17 protein-coding genes and 3 pseudogenes are annotated in these 21789 nt (G+C 71.6%); 5 read left to right on the top strand and 15 right to left on the bottom strand.

Features of this window, described 5'->3' with window-relative positions; genetic code table 11:
* Positions 1–12 precede the first annotated feature (12 nt).
* From fabG to ABR738_RS02485, 12 genes are all read right to left on the bottom strand, one after another.
* A complete protein-coding gene (gene fabG / locus ABR738_RS02430; protein ID WP_350228280.1) occupies positions 13–759 on the bottom strand; it encodes a 3-oxoacyl-[acyl-carrier-protein] reductase in 747 nt (248 codons plus the stop codon).
* 138 nt (positions 760–897) lie between these two features.
* Complete coding sequence (locus ABR738_RS02435; RefSeq protein WP_350228281.1) at positions 898–1152, bottom strand: acyl carrier protein; 255 nt, start codon at positions 1150–1152, stop codon at positions 898–900.
* A gap of 68 nt (positions 1153–1220) precedes the next feature.
* A complete protein-coding gene (locus ABR738_RS02440) occupies positions 1221–2027 on the bottom strand; it encodes an SDR family oxidoreductase (RefSeq protein ID WP_350228282.1) in 807 nt (268 codons plus the stop codon).
* Positions 2024–3010 carry a beta-ketoacyl synthase N-terminal-like domain-containing protein gene (locus ABR738_RS02445; protein WP_350228283.1) on the bottom strand — a complete coding sequence of 329 codons (987 nt, stop codon included), beginning with the start codon at positions 3008–3010 and terminating at the stop codon, positions 2024–2026. Before ABR738_RS02445 ends, ABR738_RS02440 begins: the two co-directional genes overlap by 4 nt.
* Positions 3007–4299: a beta-ketoacyl-[acyl-carrier-protein] synthase family protein gene (locus ABR738_RS02450; protein ID WP_350228284.1), complete on the bottom strand. Its 1293-nt coding sequence runs from the start codon at positions 4297–4299 to the stop codon at positions 3007–3009. Before ABR738_RS02450 ends, ABR738_RS02445 begins: the two co-directional genes overlap by 4 nt.
* Entirely contained in the window at positions 4296–5270 is a 975-nt protein-coding gene (locus ABR738_RS02455) for a beta-ketoacyl synthase N-terminal-like domain-containing protein (RefSeq protein ID WP_350228285.1), read from the bottom strand. The genes ABR738_RS02450 and ABR738_RS02455 overlap by 4 nt, the downstream gene beginning before the upstream one ends.
* Positions 5267–6409, bottom strand: coding sequence for a beta-ketoacyl-[acyl-carrier-protein] synthase family protein (locus ABR738_RS02460; RefSeq protein ID WP_350228286.1), 1143 nt, complete (start codon positions 6407–6409; stop codon positions 5267–5269). Before ABR738_RS02460 ends, ABR738_RS02455 begins: the two co-directional genes overlap by 4 nt.
* Positions 6406–7950, bottom strand: coding sequence for a class I adenylate-forming enzyme family protein (locus tag ABR738_RS02465; RefSeq protein ID WP_350228287.1), 1545 nt, complete (start codon positions 7948–7950; stop codon positions 6406–6408). The genes ABR738_RS02460 and ABR738_RS02465 overlap by 4 nt, the downstream gene beginning before the upstream one ends.
* A complete protein-coding gene (locus tag ABR738_RS02470; RefSeq protein WP_350228288.1) occupies positions 7947–8909 on the bottom strand; it encodes a beta-ketoacyl synthase N-terminal-like domain-containing protein in 963 nt (320 codons plus the stop codon). Before ABR738_RS02470 ends, ABR738_RS02465 begins: the two co-directional genes overlap by 4 nt.
* A complete protein-coding gene (locus ABR738_RS02475; protein ID WP_350228289.1) occupies positions 8899–10134 on the bottom strand; it encodes a beta-ketoacyl synthase N-terminal-like domain-containing protein in 1236 nt (411 codons plus the stop codon). Before ABR738_RS02475 ends, ABR738_RS02470 begins: the two co-directional genes overlap by 11 nt.
* Entirely contained in the window at positions 10134–10385 is a 252-nt protein-coding gene (locus tag ABR738_RS02480; protein WP_350228290.1) for an acyl carrier protein, read from the bottom strand. Before ABR738_RS02480 ends, ABR738_RS02475 begins: the two co-directional genes overlap by 1 nt.
* 10 nt (positions 10386–10395) lie before the next feature.
* Positions 10396–11604, bottom strand: a complete 1209-nt coding sequence (locus ABR738_RS02485; protein WP_350228291.1) for a 3-deoxy-7-phosphoheptulonate synthase — start codon at positions 11602–11604, stop codon at positions 10396–10398.
* 404 nt (positions 11605–12008) lie between these two features.
* Between ABR738_RS02485 and ABR738_RS02490 the strand changes: the two genes are divergently transcribed.
* From ABR738_RS02490 to ABR738_RS02500, 3 genes and pseudogenes are all read left to right on the top strand, one after another.
* Positions 12009–13928, top strand: coding sequence for an anthranilate synthase family protein (locus ABR738_RS02490; RefSeq protein WP_350228292.1), 1920 nt, complete (start codon positions 12009–12011; stop codon positions 13926–13928).
* 193 nt (positions 13929–14121) lie between these two features.
* Positions 14122–15435, top strand: a pseudogene (locus ABR738_RS02495) (MFS transporter); the annotation flags it as partial.
* Positions 15436–15472: 37 nt separating this feature from the next.
* Positions 15473–15637: pseudogene (locus ABR738_RS02500) on the top strand (IS3-like element ISAar45 family transposase); the annotation flags it as partial.
* 420 nt (positions 15638–16057) lie between these two features.
* On the opposite strand, the gene ABR738_RS02505 reads toward ABR738_RS02500, so the two are convergent.
* Both ABR738_RS02505 and ABR738_RS02510 read right to left on the bottom strand, forming a co-directional pair.
* Positions 16058–16990: an NADP-dependent oxidoreductase gene (locus ABR738_RS02505; RefSeq protein WP_350228293.1), complete on the bottom strand. Its 933-nt coding sequence runs from the start codon at positions 16988–16990 to the stop codon at positions 16058–16060.
* A 108-nt stretch (positions 16991–17098) separates the two neighbouring features.
* Positions 17099–17914 (bottom strand): alpha/beta fold hydrolase, encoded by an 816-nt coding sequence (locus tag ABR738_RS02510; protein ID WP_350228294.1) that lies wholly within the window; start codon positions 17912–17914, stop codon positions 17099–17101.
* A 101-nt stretch (positions 17915–18015) separates the two neighbouring features.
* On the opposite strand from ABR738_RS02510, the gene ABR738_RS02515 reads away from it, so the two are divergent.
* Both ABR738_RS02515 and ABR738_RS02525 read left to right on the top strand, forming a co-directional pair.
* Positions 18016–18687 carry a TetR/AcrR family transcriptional regulator gene (locus ABR738_RS02515; protein WP_350228295.1) on the top strand — a complete coding sequence of 224 codons (672 nt, stop codon included), beginning with the start codon at positions 18016–18018 and terminating at the stop codon, positions 18685–18687.
* A 333-nt stretch (positions 18688–19020) separates the two neighbouring features.
* Positions 19021–19695: pseudogene (locus tag ABR738_RS02525) on the top strand (DJ-1/PfpI family protein); the annotation flags it as partial.
* 271 nt (positions 19696–19966) lie between these two features.
* Here ABR738_RS02525 and ABR738_RS02530 read toward each other — a convergent pair.
* Complete coding sequence (locus ABR738_RS02530; RefSeq protein WP_350228296.1) at positions 19967–21589, bottom strand: hypothetical protein; 1623 nt, start codon at positions 21587–21589, stop codon at positions 19967–19969.
* Positions 21590–21789 lie beyond the last annotated feature (200 nt).

The raw sequence follows: 21789 nt of genomic DNA on the forward strand, positions 1-21789 counted from the left end.
CGCTGCTGTCGCTCACACCACCAGCCCTCCGTCGATGCCGAACACCTGGCCGCTGATGTACGCGGCCCGCGGCGACACCAGGAAGGAGACCAGGTCGGCGACCTCGCCGGCCGTCCCGAAGCGACGCAGCGGAATCCTGTCCAGGATCTGCTTCTTGGCGGCGTCGGACATGCCGGCGGTCATGTCGGTCTCAATGAGGCCGGGAGCGACGGAGTTGACCCGGATCCCGTACCGGCCCACCTCCTTGGCGAGCGAGCGCGAGAAGCCGATGATGCCGGCCTTGGACGCCGCGTAGTTGGTCTGGGTGGCGTTGCCGTACACCCCCGCCACGGAGGACATCGTCACGATGGTGCCGGTGCGCCGCTTCATGAAGGAGAAGACCGAGGCACGGCAGATGCTGTACGTGCCGTCCAGGTTGGTGCCGATGACGTCACGCCACTGATCGTCCTCCATGAGGACCAGCGGGTTGTCGCGCACGATGCCCGCGCTGGTGACCACCGCGTCCAACGGGCCGATCTCCTCCTCCGCCCGGGTGACGAACTCGCGGGCCGCGGCCGGGTCGGCGACGTCAAGTGCCCCTGTCAGGACCCGTGCGCCGAGCTCGGTGACCTCCTTGGCGACCTGCTCGGCCGCGTCGGTGTCAAAGCGATAGCACAGGGCCACGTCGAAGCCGTCGCGGGCGAGCCGGGTGGCCACCGCTCGTCCTATGCCGCGGGAGCCTCCGGTGACGAGAGCGACCGGTCGTGCGCCGTCAGTCATGATGCTGCTGCCTTTCGATGGACTTGCGGATCGGTCTCCCGGGTGCCTCTACGGGGCAGTCGGAGACGAAGGGTGCGGGCCGTGCTCGTGGGGCCCCGCGGACAGGCGCGGGGCCCCACGAGCACGGGCCTGCGACGGCTACTTGCGCTTGGAGTCGACCAGCGCGCGCACCTGGAGCAGGTTGGAGACCTGCTTGAAGTCGGACTCGTCCACCTTGATGCCGTACTTCTTCTCCAGGTTGACGACGATCTCCAGGGCCATCAGCGAGTCGACCTGAAGGTCCTCGACGAAATGAGCCTCGTCGGTCACCTCTTCGGCGGGGAGCTCCAGGGCGTCGGCGACGAGCGAACGCAGTTCCTCGGTGTCGACGGCGACAGCGGTGTTCTCGGACATGTGGTGACTTCCTCACGTAGGGATGTACTGGATGCTGGGGGTGTCGCTGAGGGATGGGTGACGGGTGGTCAGGCGGTAAGGATCTCTCCGCCGTCGATGCCGATGACATTGCCGGTGAGCCACGACGAGTCGGACATCGAGAGCAGGACGATCGCCTCGGCGACGTCCTCGGGCTCCGTCAGCCGCTGGTGCGGGTTGCCGGTGCGGCACACCTCGGCGTACGCGGCGCTGCCGGGGATCTTCTCCAGGGCCGGCGTGAGCGTGGTGCCCGCACGCAGGGCGTTGGCCGCGATGCCACGTGGCGCCAGTTCCACCGCCAGCTGACGCAGATGGGCTTCCAGGGCCGCCTTGGCCGCGGACACCGGACCGTAGCTGTCCAGGACCCGGGTGCTGCCCGCGCTCGTCATGCCGTAGATCTTCGCGCCGCGGCCGAGCAGGTCCGCGGCGAGCAGGTCCTGGGTCCAGTAGACGAGGCTGTTGGCCATGACGTCGAGGGTCATCGCCAACTGCCGCGAGTTGACCGTCTCCTGGTCCTGCGGACCGTCCGGAGCGGTCGCGAACGGCAGCAGCGAACCGAACGCCAGCGAATGCAGCAGGATGCGGATGCCGTTGCCGCCGGTGAGTTCGACGGCGCGCGCGACCACCTCCCTGCGGGTACTCGCGCTCGCCGCGTTGAGGTTGAAGAAGTGCGCGGACACTCCGGTTTGGCGCAGTTCGGCCTCGAATTTGGCGGCGGCCTCCGCACCGTCGACGGTGTCGAAGTGGACACCTATGACGTTGCCGCCGCGTTCCGCGAGCGCTGCGGCGACGGCCCGGCCGAAGCCGCTGGAGACGCCCAGGACGAGGGACCAGGATCCCTGGATATCCGTGATCATGTCCGGTTCCCTTTCTGCTGGGGGTGGAGGGGGGTTGTGGGCAGGGGGGTGTCCAGCCGGGCGAATGCCACGTTGCCCTCCGCCGCGGCCGTCACGAGGATCCTGTGTGGCCCCTCGCGGGCGGCGAGCGCCGCAACGAGGTGGCGCATCGGGGTGAGCGCTCCGGCGCCCGCCGGGAAGGACGCGAGGTCCGCGCACCGGTTGGCGAGCCAGGCCAGGACGGCTTCCCCCACGGGCGAATCGTCGACGACCGCATCGACCCTCGGGGGTCCGTCCGTGTCCGCGATGAGGTCGCGCCACGCGTTCTCCAGGGCGCGGGGCGCGGCGGCGCCGGGTGCCAGGAAGGCGGTGCGGACCCGCACGGTCCCGTACGAGGGTGCTGGGGACCGCGCGTCCGGGCGGGCGCAGATCAACGCGACGGCTCCGGTGTCGCTGCTGTCGGCGCCCGGTTCGCAGTCCGGCAGCGCCTCCTCGGTCGCGCCGACGACCAGGGCGTCGGCCCGGCCGGCGGCCAGCGCCCTTGCGCCGGCGGCGAGCGCGTCCAGGGCCGCGGTGCGCGGCGAGTTGACGGTGAGCGTGAAGCCGTTGACCCGGTGCTCCGTGGCGAGCCGGGACGCGAACAGACTCATCGCGAAGTACGGCGCGCTCAGCGGGGCGATGGCGTCCGCCCCCGCGTCAATGATCGTCCGGTCTTGCCCGTCCAGCAGCGCCATGCCCGCGTTGTTCGTGCCCACGACGATCCCACGGCGGTCGGCGGGCACGTCGAACAGCGCCCCGTCGGCGTCCGCCTGCGCGTTGGCGGTGGCCGCGAGCAGGTACTGGCAAGCCGGGGGCAGCCGCTTGTAACCGCGGCCCGGCAGCGTGGCGGCCACGTCGAGCCAGCCGGGGCCGGGACCGCCAGTGATGACGGAGGACAGGGCTTCGGTGGGTTTGTCGGTGCCCGGCAGGCAGACGCCCACTCCGAGCACGTTCAAGGTGCTCATGACAGGACCATCCCTTCCGCAGGCCTCTTCCGTAGGGCCCCGACCTGCCGGCCCCGGTGCCCGGCGTCCGCTCCCGGCGCGGCCGACAGGACAAGCGAGACGTTGTTGCCGCCGAAGGCGTAGGCGTTGACCAGCACCGAGGCCGCGCTCAGCGGCACCGGCCCGTCCTGTGGCAGCCATACCGCGCAGCGCGGATCCTGCGCGCGGACGGGCGCGTTGGCCGGGACCTGCCCGTGGTGCAGCATCAGTGCCGCCGTCAGCACACCGAACGCGCCCGCGACTCCCGCCGTGTGTCCGATCATCGCCTTGAGGCTGAACAGGGGGAGTTCGTCGCAGTGCGCACCGAACACCTCGCGCAGCGCCTCGCTCTCCACGACGTCGTTGAGCGGTGTCCCCGTTCCGTGCGGCACCACTGCCCCTACCTGGTCGGGTCGCAGGCCCGCCTCGGCGAGGGCCCTGCGCATGCCGCGCACGGCCTGGACTCCGCCGGGGTCGGGCGCGGTGGGGTGGTGGGCGTCGCAGCTGAACGCGGCGGCCGACAGTTCCGCGTACACCTTCGCCCCCCGGGCCTCGGCGTGCTCGGCCGCTTCGAGCACCAGCATCGCCGCGCCGTCACCGAAGAGGGTTCCCTGCCGGTCCGTCGCGAAGGGCCGGCAGGCGACCGGGTCGGCCGCGCCGATGCGGTTGAAGACGCCCATGCCCACACGGGTCGGGCCTTCGGCGCCGCCGGTGAGGACCACGTCCGCCTCGCCCGCGCGGATCATGTCCGCGGCGACGGCCGCCGCGTAGCCGCTTGCCGCGCAGGCATTGCCGAAGCTGGTGCTGCCGCCGGTGGCGCCGACCGCGGCCGATACGGCGGCGCAGGTCACCGTCATCGGCGACCACCTGCCGGCGGCCCGGCGCGACGGTGCGCCCCGCTCGGCGGACCGCCGGGCCTCGTGCTGTCCGGCGTTGCCCATCTCCACACCGAGCACCACGCTGAGACGTTCGCGCTGCGCCTCGTCGAGGCCGGCGTCCGCCACCGCTTCACGCGCGGCGGCGATCGCCATGCGGGGGCCCGCGGCGAGCTCGACGTGAGCGTGCCGCTCGGGACCTTCGGGCACGTCGGCCGCGGGCACCAGGTACATCAGCCGGTTGGCCATGCGGGCGTCCGGGTCCGCCACGGGCCTCGGCTCGGCGCCTTTGGAGGCGAGCCCCTTCCAGAAGGCGGACACGCCCGAGCCCAGAGGGGAGATCGCCCCGAGACCGGTGACGACCACTCGGCGGCCGGACCCCGCACGGGGGCTCACGGCACCTCACCGGCTCCGGTCAGCACCAGTGCGGCGGCCGCGTCGTCCGTGGCTCCTCCGCCGCTGGTGGCCAGTACGGGTCCGGGGCCTCCCGCGGCGAGATGGGCGACGCCGACAGCGGCCTGGAGGACGCCGAGCGCCCCCGAGCAGTGGCCGAGCCGTGCCGTGAGGTCGACTGCGGAGGCCGTCGCGGCGTCCTCGGCCAACCCCAGCCACAGACCTGCCGCGAGGGCGCTCTCGCCGTGCAGCGCGTGGGCGCGGGCGGTGGCGGAGTCCGCGGCTCGTACGCTGCGCTCCAGTGTGGCCAGGGGGCGGGCGCCGCGTGCCGCGACGCGTTCGGAGGACTCCAGGACGAGGGCCGCCGCCCCGTCGAACGGGACGCGCCCGGAGCCGTCGTCCAGCAGCCTGGCGGCGGGTTCGGTGTGCGGCTCGACGCCGATGACGACGACCGTGTCGGCCCTGCGCGCGGCGAGCAGGTTGTGCGCCCAGTGCAGGGCGTCGGCCCCGCTGGTGGCCCCGTTGCAGACGGTGAGGTTGGGCCCGCGCATCCCGTACCGGATGGCGATCCATCCCGCGATCACGTTGGACGACGTGTGCGGCAGACCGAGTGGGCTCAGTCCGGTGACCGTGTGGGCGGCAATGGTGTCGACGAAGTCGCAGACGCTGTCGAGGTTGCCGAGGTTGGTGGAGATCACCACGGCTGTGGTGTCACCGGGCCCGGTGTACTTCTCCCCGTCGTCGGACAGCAGGCCGGCCTGGCGCAGCGCGGGGGCGACGGCCCGCAGGGCGAGGCGCGAGGCACGGTCCTTGTGCCGCATCTCCCGGCCTTTGAGGCCGGTGTCGGGGTCGAATCCGCCGTCGGCGGCGCCGGGAGCGAGGAGGTCGGCCGCCTCCCGCACGCCGGGGATGGCGGTGCCCACGCCGGTGATCACGACGGGCTTCACCCGGCCCACTTCATGACGCGCCGTCACGGACGGTCCCCCTTCTCCAGGACGGCCACGGCGTTGATGCCGCCGAAGCCGAACGCGTTGATCTGTGCGGTGGACATCCGGGCGGTGGCGGCCGTGTCTCGGACCAGCCGCAGGCCGGCCGCCTCCTCGATCGGGTCGGTCAGTCCCAGCACGGCCGGGACCACGCCCTCGCGCAGGGCGAAGGCCGCGGTGATCAGGCTGAGGAGCCCGGAGCCGCCCAGGGTGTGCCCGGTCATGGATTTGACGGCGGTCAGCAGGGGACCTGCGCCGGCGCCTTCGAAAACCCGCGACAGCGCGGTCGCCTCGGCCGAGTCGTTGAGCTGGGTGCCGCTGCCGTGCAGCATGACCAGGTCGATCTCGTCCGCCTTGAGTCCGGCCCTGCGGTGCGCGTCCTTGATGGCCCAGGAGATGGCCGTCGCGTCGGGCGCGGTGGGGTGCGAGGCGTCGCAGTTCATGCTGACTCCGCGCACGACGGCGTGAACTCCCTTGCGGGACAAGCCCGTTCGCTGCACGACCACGGCGGCCGAGCCCTCACCCATCAGCATGCCCGCCCGAGCCCGGTCGAACGGCAGCAAGGCACGCGGCGTCTCGTTCTGCACCCGGTCGAGCGTCCCGAAGGCGCTCTCCGCGATCGAGTCGCTGCCCGCCACCACGACGGTGTCCGCCTGCCCCAGCTCGATCATGTCGGTGGCCATGCCGAGCGTGTACAGCGTGGCCGCGCACGCGTTGGCGAACGTGTAGCTGCGTACGGTGCCGAACCGGTCCCGCAGCGCGCTGCCGAAGTGCAGGTCCCGCATGGTCAGCGGTGCGCCGTCGCGCCACCACAGTTCCGCCGAGCGCTGTTCCCTCAGGGTCGTCCCCACGAGGACGGGAATGTCGCCGTCCACGGAGTCCAGGCCGGCGTCGGTGAGGGCCTGTTCGACCGCGGTCTCCAGCCATCGGGTGGCACGCAACGGACGGTCGGCGCCGTCCGGGCCGCGGTCGTCGATCTCGTACGCCTGCTTCGCCCGGTACTTCTCCCGGTCGAAGGCGCGCAGGCCGGCGAGGCCGCTGCGGCCCGCGCACAGCGCCTCGTAGACCGCGCGCGGGTGGTCGCCGATGCTCGCCACGGCGCCCAGGCCCGTGATGTCCCAGCTCATCGTCCCTCCCCCGCCACCCGGCCCGCGGACTCCCGCAAACGGTTGCGGGCGAGCTTTCCGGTGGACGTGGTGGGCAGGACGTCGATCACCTCGACCCTGGCCGGGCGCTTGAAGGGCGCGAGGCGGGAGCGCAGGAGGGTGAGGATCGCCTTGCGGACGACGCTCGGGTCGACGCCCGGCGCGGGAACGGCGTAGGCCACCGCCTGGTCGAGTCCGTTCTCGTCGCTCACGGCCACGACCGCGCACTCCGCCACCTCGACGGCCTCGCGCACGACCGCCTCTATCTCGCTGGGGGCCACCTTGTAGCCGCCCATGTTCAGCAGGTCGTCCGCGCGGCACAGGTACCAGAAGTCGCCCGCCTCGTCGCGTCGCACGATGTCGCCGGTGTACGCGCCGCCGTCGGCGAAGGTGCGGCGGGTGGCCTCGGTCCGGTTGAGGTAACCGAGCGCCACGCAGGGCCCGGCCACGTGCAGCACGCCTTCGGCGCCGTCCGGGAGCGGTACGCCGTCCTTGTCCCTGACGGTCGCGCTGACGCCCGTGACCGGACGGCCCGTCGCTCCTGCGGTGGCGGCTGCGGGCGGGGTGGCGACGACGATGTGCAGGGCCTCGGTGGCGCCCAGACCGTTGATCAGCGGCACCGCCAGCTTCTCGCGCACCTGTTCGGCGAGCGCGGCCGGGCAGTGCTCGCCCGCGGTGACCGCAAGCCGCAGCGAGGCGATCGCATCGGTGCCGTGGGCGGCGGTGAGCGCGAGCAGCGCGACGTACATCCTGGGTACGGAGAACAGTACGGTCGGCCGGTGGCGGCGCAGCGCGCTGTGGACCGCGTGCGCGTCGACGCCGCCGCGCAGCACCACGGTGCGGGCGCCCGCGGCGAGCGGCAGGATGACGGAGTTCCCGAAGCCGTAGCCGAAGGACACCTTGGCGGTGGAGAGCACCACGTCCTCGGGGCCGAGCCCGGCCAGCGAGCCGACCGAAGCGGCGACGGCCTCGATGCCGGTGGCGGCGTGCAGCACACCCTTGGGCGAGCCGGTACTGCCCGAGGTGTACTGGATCAGCGCGGGCTGCCGGGCGGCCCAGTCGGCTTCGTCGGCCGCCGCCTCGGGGGCGTGCACCTGGGCGTCGGGGGCGCCTCCAAAGACCGTACGGACTTCGTCACCTGTGCTGCGGGGCAGGCCGTCGATGTGGTCACCCAGCTCGCGCCGGGCGGCGTTCGGGAGGTCGAAGTGCGCGAACCCGGCCTCGCAGTCGGCGGCCATGAAGCGCAGCTCGGGGTCGGACAGCGCGGGGCTGACCGGCACGGGCACACACCCGTGCCACCACAGGCCCAGGATCGCCGCAGTGGTCGCCACCGAGTCGTCGGCCACCACAAGCGCCCGGCTGCCCACGGGCACGCCCCGCTCACGCAGCGCGCCCGCGTAGCCGGTCACGGCGTCGTGGAGCCGCGCGTAGGTCACCTCGCCGACGTCGGGGTCCACATGACTGACGCGGTCCCCCGCACCCGCCCGCACGTGCTTGCCCACCAGTAGTTCCACCAGTTTCATCGCGGACCCTTCCTTGGGGACGTCACTTCCACGGCAACGGCGTTGCCGTTGCCGAGGGCCAGCGCGAGGACGCGCGAGCCCGGTTGTTCCGCGCAGCTGTGGTCCGCCGTCAGGGCGACAGCGGCGATGACGGCGGCGACGCCGCCGGCGGCCCCCAAGTCGCCGAGACGTTCCTCGACGCGCAGCGGCGGCGCGGCGCACAGCGGGGCCAGGACGTCCGGGGCAGGGGCGTCGACGGCCGACGCGGACAGGACCAGCCGGTCCGCCGGCCCGTCCATGCGGGCCAGGCAGGAATGGACGAACGCATCGATGCCGTGCCGGGCCCAACGGGCCCTGAGGACCGGCCTGACGGCTGTTTCCCGCCCGCCCGGGGCGTTCCGCCGGAGCACCACGCACAGGGCCCCCTCCGCCGGGTCACCGTCGGAGCCGGTCCGCCAGACGGACGTGGCGGCGGACCCTCCGACCACGACGCGCTCGCACCGGTCGCGCGTCAGCATCCGGACCGCTTCGGTGACGGCGTGGGCGCCCGCGTCCTGGCGGCCGGTCAGGTTCAGGTACGGCCCGTCGAGGCCGAGCCCCACGGAGATCGCCGTCGCGGGTGCGGTGAACGCGGAATGCGCGGTGCGCCGCGGGGAGACCCGGCCGGGCCCCGCCTTTGGGATGTCCGCGCAGGTCTCCGCGTAGGCGGCCAGTCCCGCGGTGGACGAGGCCCAGACAGTGGCGGTCGCACCGGCCGTCCCCGGGGTGCGGGGCGACGCGGCTGATACGGCGGCGGTGGCCGCGGCGAGCGCCTGCTCGTGCTCGGGTGCCTCCCGCGCGAAGGCGCGGAGAGAGGAGGGTACGAGCAGACCGGTGAGACTTGTCGCACCCGGCAGCCGAACACCGATCCCTGCCACGGCTGCCGTCGTCCGGCGTGCGGCGGCGCCCGGGACGGTCCGTACGACGGTGTCAGGCCGCATCGTCACTCCCGACCGCGCCGAGCAGAAGTGCCGACACTCCGCCGCCCAGTCCGAAGGCGAGACTGAGCACGGTGGCGAGGGAGGCCGGGCGGCCCGAGGGCGGCACCAGGTCGAGGCCCTCGCAGGCCGGATCGGCGTCGCGGAGGGTGGCGTTGCCCGGGAGGTGGCCCGCGGCCAGCGCCATCACCGCCACCACCGCTTCGAGTACTCCTGCCGCGCCCTGGGTGTGGCCGAGCACACCCTTGAGGGAGGACACAGCGGGCCTGCGCCGCCCGGGCCCACCGAGGGCGGAGGCGATCGCCCGTGCCTCGACGCCGTCGCTCGCGGGAGTGCCGGTGCCGTGCGCGCACACCCAGTCCACGCTCTGCGGCGAGCGGCCCGCGTCCGCCAGGCAGGTGCCGATCGCCCGGACGAGAGCGTCACCGGTCGGCCGCGGCCGGGTGAGGTGGTAGGCGTCGGCCGCGGCGCCGTGCGCCAAAAGCACGGCCAGCGGCACAGCGCCTCGTGCGGCGCAGTGCGCTGCGCTTTCCAGGATCACGGCGGCCGCGCCCTCGGAGGGCTGCATGCCGAGCCGGTCCGCGTCGAAGGGGCGGGCCACGTCGGGGGCGAGCGCCCGCAGCGTGGTGAACATGGCGAACACCTCCTGGGAGAGCTCCTCGGCTCCGCCGCAGATCGCGACGTCCACCTCTCCGTCGGCGATCGCTTCGGCCCCGCAGGCCACGGCGTCGCCGCCGACGGAGCAGCCCGAGGCCAGCTGCACCGCGGGCCCGTCGAAGGCCACCGCCTGGGGCAGCAGATCGAGCAGCCGTTCCGGTTCGGCCCAGTCGGTGCCTTCGGGTGTCAGCCCCGCGCAGGTGATGCCGTGGTCGAGGACCGGCCTGGTGGCCATGACCGTCCCGGCGAAGACCCCGGTGCGGTGACCGTCGTCGGGGAGTCCCGCGACGTGCGCCGCCTCGGCCGCGGCGACGGCCAGGAAGCGTGCCGCGAGCGAACGGTGCGGCGGCACGAGGGAGTCGAGCTGTGACAGCGCGGCCGACGGGATCTCCCCGGCGCGGTCCGAGGGGTGGCGGGAGGTGTCGAAGCGGGTGACGGGACCTGTCGTCACCCGGCCCGTGCGGACTGCGTCCCACAGCGCCCGGCGCCCCAGTCCGGCCGGTGACACGGCGCCAATTCCCGTCACCACCACGCCGGAACGCGCGGGGGCGCGTTTCATGGGCGTCGCCATCAGGCCGCCTTCCCCTTGGCGCGCAGCAGCGCCACCATGCTGGAGGACGACGTCACTTCGGCGGCTTCGTCGGGGCTGATCTCGAGGTCGAACTCGCGCCCCACCCGCACGATGATCTCGACCTTCTCCAGGGAGTCCGCCGCCAGGTCGTCGTAGAAACCGGCGTCAGCCTCCACGCTTTCGACTTCGAGGACTTCGGCGACGATATTGCGCACACGATCGAGAGCGGAAATATTCTCAACTTCGGGCATCGACCGTTCCTCAATTCCAGTTCGCAGCGACAGAAATCGCCTGTTCCGCATTCAGTCGGGGGTCGCACAGCGTGGTGGAGCGCCCGTCGCGGCCGGCGAGTTCCGACGCGTCGGCGACACATTCGGAGACCTCGTCGGGGGTGGTCTCCAGATGCAGTCCGCCCGGAAACAGCCCGATTTCACGCAGAGCGCCCTGGAACTCGACGATCTCCTGTACGACGGAGGTCAACAGCCGCGTCTTGCGGCCGCTGGCGGCCCTGACGGTGTTGCCGTGCATCGGGTCGCACAGCCAGACCACCGGGTGCCCGGCCTCGCGGACTTGGGCGGCCAGCGCCGGCAGCCGACGGGCCGCCTCTCCGGCTCCCATGCGTGAAATGAGCGTCAGCCGCCCGGGGCTGCGCTGCGGATCCAGGAGCGCGCACAGGCGAAGGAGTTCGTGCTCCGTCATGCTGGGACCGACTTTGCAGGCGACCGGGTTCGAGACCAGAGCCAGCATGCGTACGTGCGCGCCGTCGATCTGCCGGGTGCGGTCGCCGATCCACGGCCAGTGCGTGGACGTCAGCAGCGTGTCGCCCTCGCTGCCATGGCGCAGTTGCGGCAGTTCGTAGTCCAGCACCAGCGCCTCGTGGCTGGCCCACACCGGCACCCTGGTGATCTCCTGTTGCCTGCGCAGGTACGTCATGGCGGTGGTCGCGGCCTCGTGGCAGGCGAGCATGCGCAGCGGATCGGACCTGCGGTCCCTCTCCGTCCCCATCGGTCCGTTGACCAAGTGACCGCGGTATACGGGCAGTTCGATTCCGTCGACGAACTCCGTCGGGGCCGACCGGGGCTTGGCGAACTGACCGGCGAAGCGGCCCACTCGAAGCACCGGCAGTCCGGAACCGATCTGCATCACACCTGCGAGAGCGTCCAGCAGACCGGTCTTCCGGCCCAGATGGGCGGGCGTGCATTCGGCCGGGTCTTCGGCGCAGTCGCCCGCCTGGACGACCTGCCTGCGGCCTGCCGCGACGTCGGCCAGGGCCGAGCGCAGAGCGTTGACCTCGTCGGCGTCCACCAGTTCCGGCAGAAGAGCGAGGTCTCGCCTGATCCCCGTGACGAGCCAGTCGTCGTTCCAGACGGGCTGCTGATGGGAGGGCAGCAGCCGCCAGGACCGCATCTCGTCCTCGGTCAGCGCGTAGTGGGATTCGGCGAGTCCGGCCCAGTTGATGGCGACATTCATGAAGGTTCGATCCCCGTATCCCCTGTCGGCTGCCTCGGCACAGAGCAGATAAATGAGGCACACAATCGAATCGTCGATGTTCGGCGGGTTACAGCCGAATGACGCTGAGATTGAACGAGCTATTCGGGCTGAACAGCCGACGTGCAAGCCGGATCCGTCGCGGTCAGCCGATTTCGAATCTAGCCGTACGGAAGCCTCTGCGGGCTACCCGTACGAGTAGTCGGAAGCAGTTGACAACCTACTCGCCCACCGCAGCGCGCAGCGTATGTGAGTAGTGGCCCCCACCCGGCCCGACTGCGAGACTCTGGTTCGCAACGCGGGAGAAGACGAGAGAGCAGAATCAAGAGCCAGAGGCGGCGGCCACCTGTTGCCGTGCGAGTTTTCGGGGAGTTCTCGTGAATGAGATGAACACAGCACGTCTGCACACCCTCTGGGGACCCGACGCACCGCCGTTCGTCCTGCTGCACCGACCGCACTCCGCCGGTCACCAGGATGTCGAACTTCTGCTCGGGAACGTCACGGAGGTGGCGCGACTGAGCGACCTTCCGCTGCCCTGCGACCCGCCGCGGGACGGGGCCGGGAACAGTCACGATCTGGTGGTCCTGGTTCCGTACCGGCAGATAGCGGAGCGCGGTTATGCGCACCAGGACGACGGCACACCGCTGCTCGCCATGACGGTGGACGAGCAGACCAGGCTGAGCGTCAAGGAGACCCTGGCGGCGTTCCCCGCTCGGCCCTTCGAGTTGGCGGACGCCGGCTTCGACACCGACGACGCCGAGTACGAGCGGGTCGTCCGCAAGATCATGAGCGAGGAGATCGGGCGCGGCGAGGGGGCGAACTTCGTCATCAAGCGCTCCTTCGTCGCCACCGTCCAAGGGCCGCCCACCGAGGCCGCGCTGACGGTGTTCCGCCGTCTGCTCGCCGGTGAGGCCGGCGCGTACTGGACCTTCCTCATGCACACGGGCACACGCACACTGGTGGGCGCCACCCCCGAGCGCCACGTCGCGCTCAACGACGGCACCGTCACCATGACGCCGATCAGCGGCACCTACCGCTACCCCGCCGGCGGGCCCACCGTCCCCGAGACGCTCCGCTTCCTCGCCGATCCCAAGGAGACGGACGAGCTGTACATGGTCGTCGACGAAGAGCTGAAGATGATGGCGCGCATCTGCGAACCCGGAATCCGGGCCGAGGGCCCGTACCTGCGGGAGATGACACGGCTGGCCCACACCGAGTACCACCTCAGCGGGCGCACCACGCGCGAGCCGGGCGACATCCTGCGCGAGACGATGTTCGTGCCCACCGTCACGGGCAGCCCGCTGGAGAACGCCTGCCGGGTCATCAACCGGTACGAGAGCGACGGACGCGCCTACTACAGCGGGGTCCTCGCCCTGATCGGCCGGGACGGCGCCGGCGCGCGACGCATGGACTCCGCGGTGCTCATCCGCTGCGCCGACATCGACGCGGATTCCCGGCTGCGGATCGGAGTCGGCGCCACCCTGGTACGCCACTCCGACCCCGCCTCCGAGGTGGCCGAAACCCGCGCCAAGGCGGCGGCGGTGCTACAGGCCCTGCACGGCGACGTGCTCCAGGCAGCCAAGCGCCCCGTACTCACCGAGGACAGCGCGATCCTCGACTCGCTGGCGGACCGCAACCGGACCCTGGCCCGGTTCTGGCTGGACCCGTTCGACGAGCAGGCGTACCGGGAGAACCGCGAGGTGCTGAACGGCAGGCGGATCCTGCTCATCGACGGCGAGGACACCTTCACCGCGATGCTCAACCACCAACTCATCTCCCTGGGCCTGCACGTCACCGTCCGGCGCTTCGACGAACCGTACGAACCGGCCGACCACGACCTCGTGATCGTGGGCCCAGGACCCGGCGATCCGCGCGACGGGAACCATCCGAAGATCGCCGCCCTGCGCCGCACCGTCCGCGGGCTCCTGGCCGCGCGGCGGCCCTTCCTGGCGGTCTGCCTCGGACACCAGGTGCTCTGCGCGGAGCTCGGGCTCGATCTGGTCCGCAAGAACCCGCCCAACCAGGGGGTGCAGCGAGAGATCGACCTGTTCGGCCGCACGGCCAGGCTCGGCTTCTACAACACCTACGCGGCCCTGTGCCCCACCGACCGCTTCAGCGGCCCGCACGTCCCCGAGGGCATCGACGTGAGCCGGGACCCGGACAGCGGCGAGGTCCACGCACTGCGCGGCGAACGGCTGCGCTCGACACAGTTCCATCCGGAATCCCTGTTGTCCGAGGACGGCCTGCGCATCCTCGCCGACGACTTGTCGACGCTGCTGCCCGCGCCCGTCGGCGTGACGGGCTGAACGCGGAACGTCTCAGCGCGGGACGGGCCGCCCGCCCGTTCAGCGGCGCACACCGACGCGGGGGCATCCCACCCCTCCACTCCCGCCTCCGACCTTTCAACGGAAAGCGCACTTGATGCCAGGCAGTCACCGGCGTCCGGCCACGACGGGGTCCGCGGGACGCGGTCTCGTTCTCGCACTGGGCCTCTCGGCCATGATCGTTTCAATGATGCAGACCCTGATCGTCCCGATCCTGACAGTGGTTCAGCAGGATCTGTCGCTGTCTTCCTCCACGACGAGCTGGCTGGCCACCTCGACGCTGCTGTCGGCCGCCGTGTTCACGCCCGTGCTCGGCCGCCTCGGCGACATGCACGGAAAGCGGCCCGTACTCCTGGGTGTGCTCGGGGTGACCGTCGCCGGATCCGTACTGGCCGCCTGCACCAGCTCGCTACCGCTGCTCCTCCTCGCCCGCGTGATGCAGGGGGCCTCCACGGCGATCTTCCCGCTGGCGCTGTCGGTGCTGCGCGACGAACTGCCCGCGCGGCGCCTGCCGGGGGCGATGGGGCTGGTCAGCGGAACCCTCGCGTTCGGCAGCGGCCTCGCCCTTGTCGGCGCGGGACTGCTCAGCCAGGGCCCGCACCCGGACTACCACCGGGTCTTCTGGCTGGCGACCGTCCTGTCCCTGATCGCCCTGGCCACCGCCGCGATCGCCGTCCCGCCGTCCCCCTCCTCCGTCGGCGGCCGTACGGACTGGCTGGGAGTGACGACGCTCGCCGGCGCGATGATCCTGCTCCTCCTGCCCATCTCGCAGGGCGCCGCGTGGGGTTGGACATCGGCACGGTGCCTGGGCCTGCTCGCAGGCGCGGCGCTGCTCGCGGTCGTGTGGGTACTCGTCGAACGCCGGGTGCGTCAACCGCTGGTGGACATGCGGATGTTCGTGCTGCGGCCGGTGGTCTTCACCAACCTCGCCGGCGTCCTCCTGGGATTCGGCATGTTCACCCAGTTCATAGGCATCTCGTATCTGGTGCAGACGCCCCGCGGCGTGGCGGGGTACGGCTTCTCGGCCTCGGTGCTGGACGCCGCCGTGGTCTACCTGCTGCCCGGCACCATCGCGTCCCTGATCGCCGCGCAGTTCGGCGGCGTACTGGTCCGCCGGATCGGGGCCCGCATCACCCTGGCCGCCGGAGCCGGATCGGGTGTCCTGGGCTTCGGCTGGCTGGCCCTCAGCCACGCCAGTCCCGGGGGCGTCGTGGCAGCGGGCCTGCTCACCGGCGTCGCGGTCAGCTTCGGCTTCGCGACTCTGCCCGCGTTCATCGTGGCGGGCGTCCCCGCCCATCAGAGCGGCATCGCGAACGGCATCAACTCGATCGCCCGGTCCCTGGGCAGTTCCCTGGGCAGCGCCGTGATCACCGCGGTACTGAGCGCCCACCTGCTGACAGGACTTCCGCCCGGGACGCATCCGCTGCCCGGCGAAGGCCAGTACACGCTTTCCTTCACTCTCGGCGCCTGCGCCTTCGCACTGGTCGCCCTCATCGCCCTGACCGGCCTGCGGATCAAAGCCGCCCCGCACCACGTGGTTTCTCCAGGCCCTCGACCGTCGCCGGATGACCGGCTCGATGGGGCGGGCCGGGGCGGCAGGCGTCGACGCGGCCATGGAGTCCTTCTTCAGCCTGCCGCAGAAGAACGCCCTTGACCGCCGGGTGTGGGCCACCCGCGAGGAACCGCGGATTCGCGGGTCGGGTCGCCGGTGGTGGTGTTCTCCACGATCCAGCGTGGGTTGTCGCCGCCACCGGAGTAGTGGTTGACCTTGGATACGGGCGACGTCCGTGTCGAACCGCTGCCGGTCTCCACTGTCCAGGAGCGGTATCGCGTGGCGGGGTCGAGCGCCCACGCCTGACGGCTGCCGTTCGCGGTGTGGTGCTGGACGAGGTCGTTGGCGTAGCAGCCGAGACTGGCGCCTGGAAGGGCCGGGGTGCGGCCGAACGCATCGTAGGTGCAGCCGCTGGAAGGTGCCTGCGTCAGAGCCGGTGGCTGACATCGGCAGGCCTCGCGGCTCGGTGGCGTGGTCGTTGGTGTACCGCCCACGTCCACGTCCTCATCACCTCCTCCCCACACCACGGCGAGGACGAGTGATCGCCTGTCCAGTCGCCTCACACTGTCAGCACGATCTTTCCCCGGGTTCGGCCTGATTCGATGAGCTGGTGGGCCTTGGCGGCGTCGGTGAGCGGAAGAGTGTGCTCGACGTAGGGGCGCAACTGCCCGGTGTCGACCAGCTCGGCCAGCTTCTGGAGCCCTACGTGATCCGGTTCCACGGTGACGCCCGCGAACCGTCTCCCGGCCTCGATGGCGGCCTGGCGCAGTTCGGTGTCGGCGCGGTCCACCACTGTGACGAGGAGGCCGCCGGGGCGCAGGGCGCGCAGTGATCGTCTGCCGTAGTCGCCACCCACGGTGTCCAGGACGAGGTCGGCGTCGGTGACCGCGTCGGTGAAGTCGACGGTGCGGTAGTCGATGACTTCGTCCGCGCCCAGACCGCGGACGAAGTCGCGTTTGGCCCCGCTGGCGGTGGCGATGACGTGGGCCCCGCGCGCCTTGGCGATCTGGACGGCCAGGTGGCCGACGCCACCGCCGCCGCCGTGGATCAGGACGCGCTGGCCGGCTTGGACTTCTCCGGCGTCGACGACGCTCTGCCAGGCGGTGAGTCCCGCTAGGGGCAGGGCTGCCGCGTGGGCGTGGTCAAGGGCCCTGGGTTTGCGGGCGAGTTGACGCGACGGCACGGCGACGTACTGGGCATAGGCGTTGCCGGGGCGCGGGAAGAAGGGCATGCCGTAGACCTCGTCACCCACGTCGAAGCGCGTGACGCCGGGGACGACCTCTTCGACGACGCCGGAGATGTCCCAGCCCAGGACGAACGGGGGCTCGCCGAGCAGGGGGAAGGCCCCGGAACGGACCATCGCGTCAACCGGATTGACGCCGGCCGCGCGGACCCTCACAAGGACTTCGGAGGGCAACGGTTGCGGCCGGTCCACGTCGGTGAGTTCGAGGACTTCGGGGCCACCGAAAGAATGCTGGGTGATCGCGTGCATGTCGGTACTCCTGGCAGTCGGATGTGGGCGGGCGCACATGGGGAGGTGGGCAGGTGAGGGGGCCCGGGTCCGGCATGGGTGACCCAGGCGGGAGGGCAGGCGCGAAGGTCAGGCTTGGGGGGTCTGCTCGTCGAGGAAGGCAGTGATGAGTTCCAGCCATTCCTCAGGACGCTCGGCGAACGGCAGGTGGCCGGTGGCGATTTCGGCCAGGCGCGCTCCGGGTATCTCGTCGGCGAGCTGGCGGTGCAGAGCGGGCGGGACCAGCGGGTCGCCGGTCGTGGAGATCACCAGCGTGGGAACGGTGATACGAGCGAGGTCGTCACGGACGTCGATGCGTCGCACCAGGTCGGTGTGGTCCGGGGTACCGGGCGGAATGGCCTCGGCGAGGAGGTCGGCGCCGGCCCGCAGTTGGTCGGGCGCGAGTGCGTTCAGAGCGGGGGTGCTGAGCGCCACCAGCGTCAGATACTCGGCCAGCTGCGAGCGGTCACCGGTCTCGTACAGCCGCTGCCAGAGCGCGGCAGCCAGATCCAGCTTGTTGTCACGGTGGGCGAAGGTCGCGGTCAGCACCAGAGCGGTGACGCGCTCGGGGTGACGTACGGCGGCGCGGATCGCGAGGGGGCCGCCGAGTGAGAACCCGGCGATCGCGAAGGTGTCGAGGCCCTCCGCGTCCGCCGCGGCCACCAACTGGTCGGCCAGCTCGTCCGCGTCCAGCGGGGTCTTGGATCTCGGAGTCCGCCCGGTGCCCGGGTAGTCGGCTCCGACGACCGTGTGGCGTGCGGCGAGCCCGTCGAGGATCGGTCCGTAGTTGCCCTCGACGCTGCCGCCGGCGCCGTGCGCCAGGAGGAGTCCAGGGCCGGACCCGCGCACGGTGCGGGCCAGGACGGGTTCGGGCAGAGCGGGTGAGACCGGGGTGAGCACGGGCATGACAGGACACTCCTTGGTTCGGCGCAGCTGCTTTAGTGATCGCTACAGCAGGAACAGCAGGAAACGTAGCACAGCTTTAGCGATCGCTATAGACTCATTCCATGAGCACCGCACGGACGCAACGACGAGCTTTCGACCGGGACAAGGCACTGGAGGTCGCACTGAGGGAGTTCTGGCTGCACGGTTACGAGACGACCTCTGTCGCCTCACTCACCCGGGCGATGGGCATCAATCCGCCGAGCCTGTACGCGGCCTTCGGGGACAAGCGGCAGTTGTTCACCGAGGTCGTCCAGCACTACGCGGCCACCCACGGCAGTTATGGGGCCCGCGCCCTGGCCCAACCCACCGCGCGCGGCGCCATCGAAACCATGCTCCGCCTGGCCGCAGCCGAGTACACCGACCCCAGCCACCCGCCCGGCTGCCTGGTCATCAGCGGCGCGACCAACTGCACGCCGGCAGCCGAGGACGTCAAGGCCGAACTGCGCGCTTTCCGCGAGGGGACCAAACAGGCGCTCGAGGAGAAGATCGACGCGGACATCGCCGCGGGCCGCCTGCCCGAAGGGACCGACGCCGGCGCGCTGGCGACGTTCTACGCCGCCGTCATCCAGGGCATGTCCACCCAGGCATGCGACGGGGTCGGTCGCGAAAAGCTCGAGCGCGTGGTCGAAACCGCTCTCAAAGCCTGGCCCACGAACACACCGGACGACGCAGGATCCCATCGCGACACCCCACACGCGACCGATGCGATCGACGCGGCGACCGATGCCCCCTGACCGCGAAGAGGTCGCAGGCCGGCCATCGAGGAGCACCCCGGAAGGCCACCGCGACCGGCGCGCCAACTCTCCTTCGCGGAGCGGGTGTTGGCGGTAAACAGAGGCGAGGACTCTTCAGGAAGTGGGCCGGCTCCTGCGGGCCGTCCGCTCCGGCCGTCGTCAGGGGTGCCGCTCCAGGGTGAGGGTGACGTGCGGGGGCAGCCCGCGGAGGAAAGTCCGGGGCATCGAACACCGCGCGCGTGGCAGCGACGCCGACCGCGTGAGTGCGACCGCCGAGGACGCGGTCAAGGGCCTCGACGACGAGAGGGGCCGAGCCGTGACGGCGTATATGTCCTGACCACGTGTGGGGGCGCGCCGTTCGGTGGTGCCCGAACTTACGACGGCGTCGACGAAGAAGGTCTGGTCGGACCGGCTCCCGTCGACAGCGGCGGGCGCGCGGCGCGGGCGTGCCGGTCGCCACGACGTCGCGAGCCGTCTTCAGGTCTTCCGTACGCCGACGCTGTGATCGTCCCCGGTCCGGCCGGCCCGGACGCGGACCGCCCGTGGATCTGCTCGACCCGGCGCGCGCGGCCCACGCGGCGGGCGCACGCGTGGTCTCGCTGCGCATGGGGGCCTTCGTCCTGGCCGCCGCCGGCCTGCTGAACGGCAAACGCGCCACCACGCACTGGGCCCACACCGAAGCGCTCGCGTGACGCCATCCCGGCGTCACGGTCGACCTGGACGTCCTCTGTCTCCACGACGGTGACGTGCTCAACCTCCGCTTGCGATGCCGCCGCCATGGACCTGTGCCTGCACCTCATCCGCCTCGACCACGGCTCCGCCAAAGCCAACACGGCCGCGCGCCGGCTGGTCGTCCCACGCCATCGGGAGGGCGGCCACGCCCAATCACGCATCCGCCACGCCCAGCAACTCCTGGAAACCACCGACCACACCATCGACGCCATCGCCATCGCCACCGGCCTTCCACCGGGCCGTCGGCATCCCTCGGACACCAACTTCCGCGCCCACACCGGCCCGGGCTCGAACAGGACAACAGCGGGTGGGACCAGTCGACTTGGGCGGGGGGGGCACAACAGGCACCACACCCGCGACCGCAGTCTCGCAAGTACGGCACTCAGCTCCCTTTCCCGCCGCAGGAGGGCCGGCCCCATTCGCCTCGATACGGCACACCGGCTCGACGCCGCGCAACTGGCCCAGTCGTTCAGGGAGTTGGCCGACGGCGAACCAGGCCGGAAGGCCCCTGCCGGAAGCTCCCTTCCGGAATCGCCATCCGCTCGCATCAGCCCGCGACCACCAGCGCGCGGACAGGACCGCCGATCCGCACCCAGGCCGCGCCGTTTCCTTCCCAGACCGCCGAGTGGTCCTTGTCGAGGCGGTACAGGCGCTCGCCTCGCGCACCGAACGACGTTCCCGCGTCTCCGACGCGAGTCCACGCGCCCGCGCGGTAACGCCACAGGCCGCTGTCCGCCTCGTTGCTGGCGTACAGCTCGGAAGCACTCGCGTACAGGGCGAGCGCCGGGCCACCGACCGCGCTCCACACGCCCGCTTCACCACTCCAGCGGAACACAGCGCTCCGCTCGGGGTTGAGTCCGTACAGATGCTGGTCGGTCACGACGAAGTCGGCCCCCGCGGCCCCCGCGTACGACCAGGCTTCGCCCTTCCCCCCGTACGCGAAGATCCGGCCGTCCACCGGGTCGGTGGCGAACAGCCCCGCTCCCCCGCCATAGAGACGTCCCGCTGGGCCACCGACCCGAGTCCAGGCGCCCCGGGTCCGGTCCCAGCGGTGGACGGCGCTGCGATCCTGGGCCAGCCGGTACAGATCCCGGCCGCTGATCGCGAAGCCGGTGGCGCGCTCACTGATCGTGCTCCACCGTCCGGGAATGCCGCTGTAGCCGCGCAGGTCACCCGTTATGGGGTCGGTGGCGAAGACTCCGGCGGGGCCGGCGTAAAGCTCGGCCGCGGGGCCACCGATGCGTTCCCAGCCGGTGCCGCCCCACTGGACGACCTCGGCGCCGTCATGCGATATCGCGTAGACACCGCTGCCAGTTGGAGCCGGCACGTCCACGGGTCCGCCCCGGGGTGTGGGCGCCCTGTTCGAGACTTCGGACTTCGGCAGGACCGGGGAGGCGGAAGCCGGCGCGGGGGTGGGGGCGGGGGTGCTCGTCGATCCCCGCAGCGCAGCGCCGGCGCTTCCCGGCGCCGTGGGGCCGGCTTCGAGTGGCGAAGCCGCCGCGGATTCCGGCGGGCCGGCCTTCGGGGAGACGGTGGTCACCGGCTCGGACACCGAGGGCGCGGCCCATTGCCGGAAGTGTTCCAGGGAGGTGGCCGGTATGGAGAGAGCCAGGGCGATCGCGGTGAGCAGCAGCACCCGCCACAGCCGTCGTGGGTCGCGGGTGCCCGCGAGGAAGCGGGAGCGGCCCGGCAGGCTCGGCAGCTTCCGGTGCTCCCGCACCGCCGGTGTGCCGGCTTCCCTCCGTACCAAAGCCCCACCGACCCGAGCGGGGCAAGGCTCCCGGAGGTGGCGGACCTCGTCACGCAGGCGGCCGATGTTCCGCATACCGACCTCGAACTCGGCGCCCATGGCCACCACCGTGTCCGCCAGGTCGTACAGGGCGGGAGAGCGCGGTATCCACAGAACGAGTTCCTTGCCCGGCACACGCCGCTCGGAGTCCCCTAGGCCCCCGGAGTCCCCGGAGTCCCCGAGGGTTGCGTCCCCCCGCCGCGCCTTGCCCGAGGACGCATCGGGTTCGGGTCCCGGGCCGGTCTCCGGTCCGGTGCAGGCCCGGCCGATGGCGTCGTCGAGTTCCTTCTGCAACCTGGCGGTCAGCCGCATCAGGGTGCGTAACGCGTCCTGCGACTGGGCGAGTTCGGCGTCGGCTCGGCGCTGAGCGCGCTGGAGCATCGCCCACGTCTCAGGAGTGCTGTCCTCCCTACCGTCCGATCGCGCCCTGCCCTCCTCGGCAGCACAGGCGGCGGCATGCAGTCCCCTGGCTCGGGTCCACAGTGCGGCACGGCCTCGCTCATCGCGGACCTGGCCGGAGATGACCCTCTTCAAAAGGCCCAGAGGAATGATCTTCAATCCCGAGCGATAGTCACTCCAAC

The organism is Streptomyces sp. Edi4, assembly GCF_040253615.1.
Taxonomy (GTDB): Bacteria; Actinomycetota; Actinomycetes; order Streptomycetales; family Streptomycetaceae; genus Streptomyces.

What these genes read in the sequence shown, in the direction of transcription:
- fabG (WP_350228280.1), bottom strand. Translation starts at nt 759, where the DNA reads ATGACTGACGGCGCACGACCGGTCGCTCTCGTCACCGGAGGCTCCCGC.
- ABR738_RS02435 (WP_350228281.1), bottom strand. Translation starts at nt 1,152, where the DNA reads ATGTCCGAGAACACCGCTGTCGCCGTCGACACCGAGGAACTGCGTTCG.
- ABR738_RS02440 (WP_350228282.1), bottom strand. Translation starts at nt 2,027, where the DNA reads ATGATCACGGATATCCAGGGATCCTGGTCCCTCGTCCTGGGCGTCTCC.
- ABR738_RS02445 (WP_350228283.1), bottom strand. Translation starts at nt 3,010, where the DNA reads ATGAGCACCTTGAACGTGCTCGGAGTGGGCGTCTGCCTGCCGGGCACC.
- ABR738_RS02460 (WP_350228286.1), bottom strand. Translation starts at nt 6,409, where the DNA reads ATGAGCTGGGACATCACGGGCCTGGGCGCCGTGGCGAGCATCGGCGAC.
- ABR738_RS02465 (WP_350228287.1), bottom strand. Translation starts at nt 7,950, where the DNA reads ATGAAACTGGTGGAACTACTGGTGGGCAAGCACGTGCGGGCGGGTGCG.
- ABR738_RS02470 (WP_350228288.1), bottom strand. Translation starts at nt 8,909, where the DNA reads ATGCGGCCTGACACCGTCGTACGGACCGTCCCGGGCGCCGCCGCACGC.
- ABR738_RS02475 (WP_350228289.1), bottom strand. Translation starts at nt 10,134, where the DNA reads ATGGCGACGCCCATGAAACGCGCCCCCGCGCGTTCCGGCGTGGTGGTG.
- ABR738_RS02480 (WP_350228290.1), bottom strand. Translation starts at nt 10,385, where the DNA reads ATGCCCGAAGTTGAGAATATTTCCGCTCTCGATCGTGTGCGCAATATC.
- ABR738_RS02485 (WP_350228291.1), bottom strand. Translation starts at nt 11,604, where the DNA reads ATGAATGTCGCCATCAACTGGGCCGGACTCGCCGAATCCCACTACGCG.
- ABR738_RS02490 (WP_350228292.1), top strand. Translation starts at nt 12,009, where the DNA reads ATGAACACAGCACGTCTGCACACCCTCTGGGGACCCGACGCACCGCCG.
- ABR738_RS02505 (WP_350228293.1), bottom strand. Translation starts at nt 16,990, where the DNA reads ATGCACGCGATCACCCAGCATTCTTTCGGTGGCCCCGAAGTCCTCGAA.
- ABR738_RS02510 (WP_350228294.1), bottom strand. Translation starts at nt 17,914, where the DNA reads ATGCCCGTGCTCACCCCGGTCTCACCCGCTCTGCCCGAACCCGTCCTG.
- ABR738_RS02515 (WP_350228295.1), top strand. Translation starts at nt 18,016, where the DNA reads ATGAGCACCGCACGGACGCAACGACGAGCTTTCGACCGGGACAAGGCA.
- ABR738_RS02530 (WP_350228296.1), bottom strand. Translation starts at nt 21,589, where the DNA reads ATGCTCCAGCGCGCTCAGCGCCGAGCCGACGCCGAACTCGCCCAGTCG.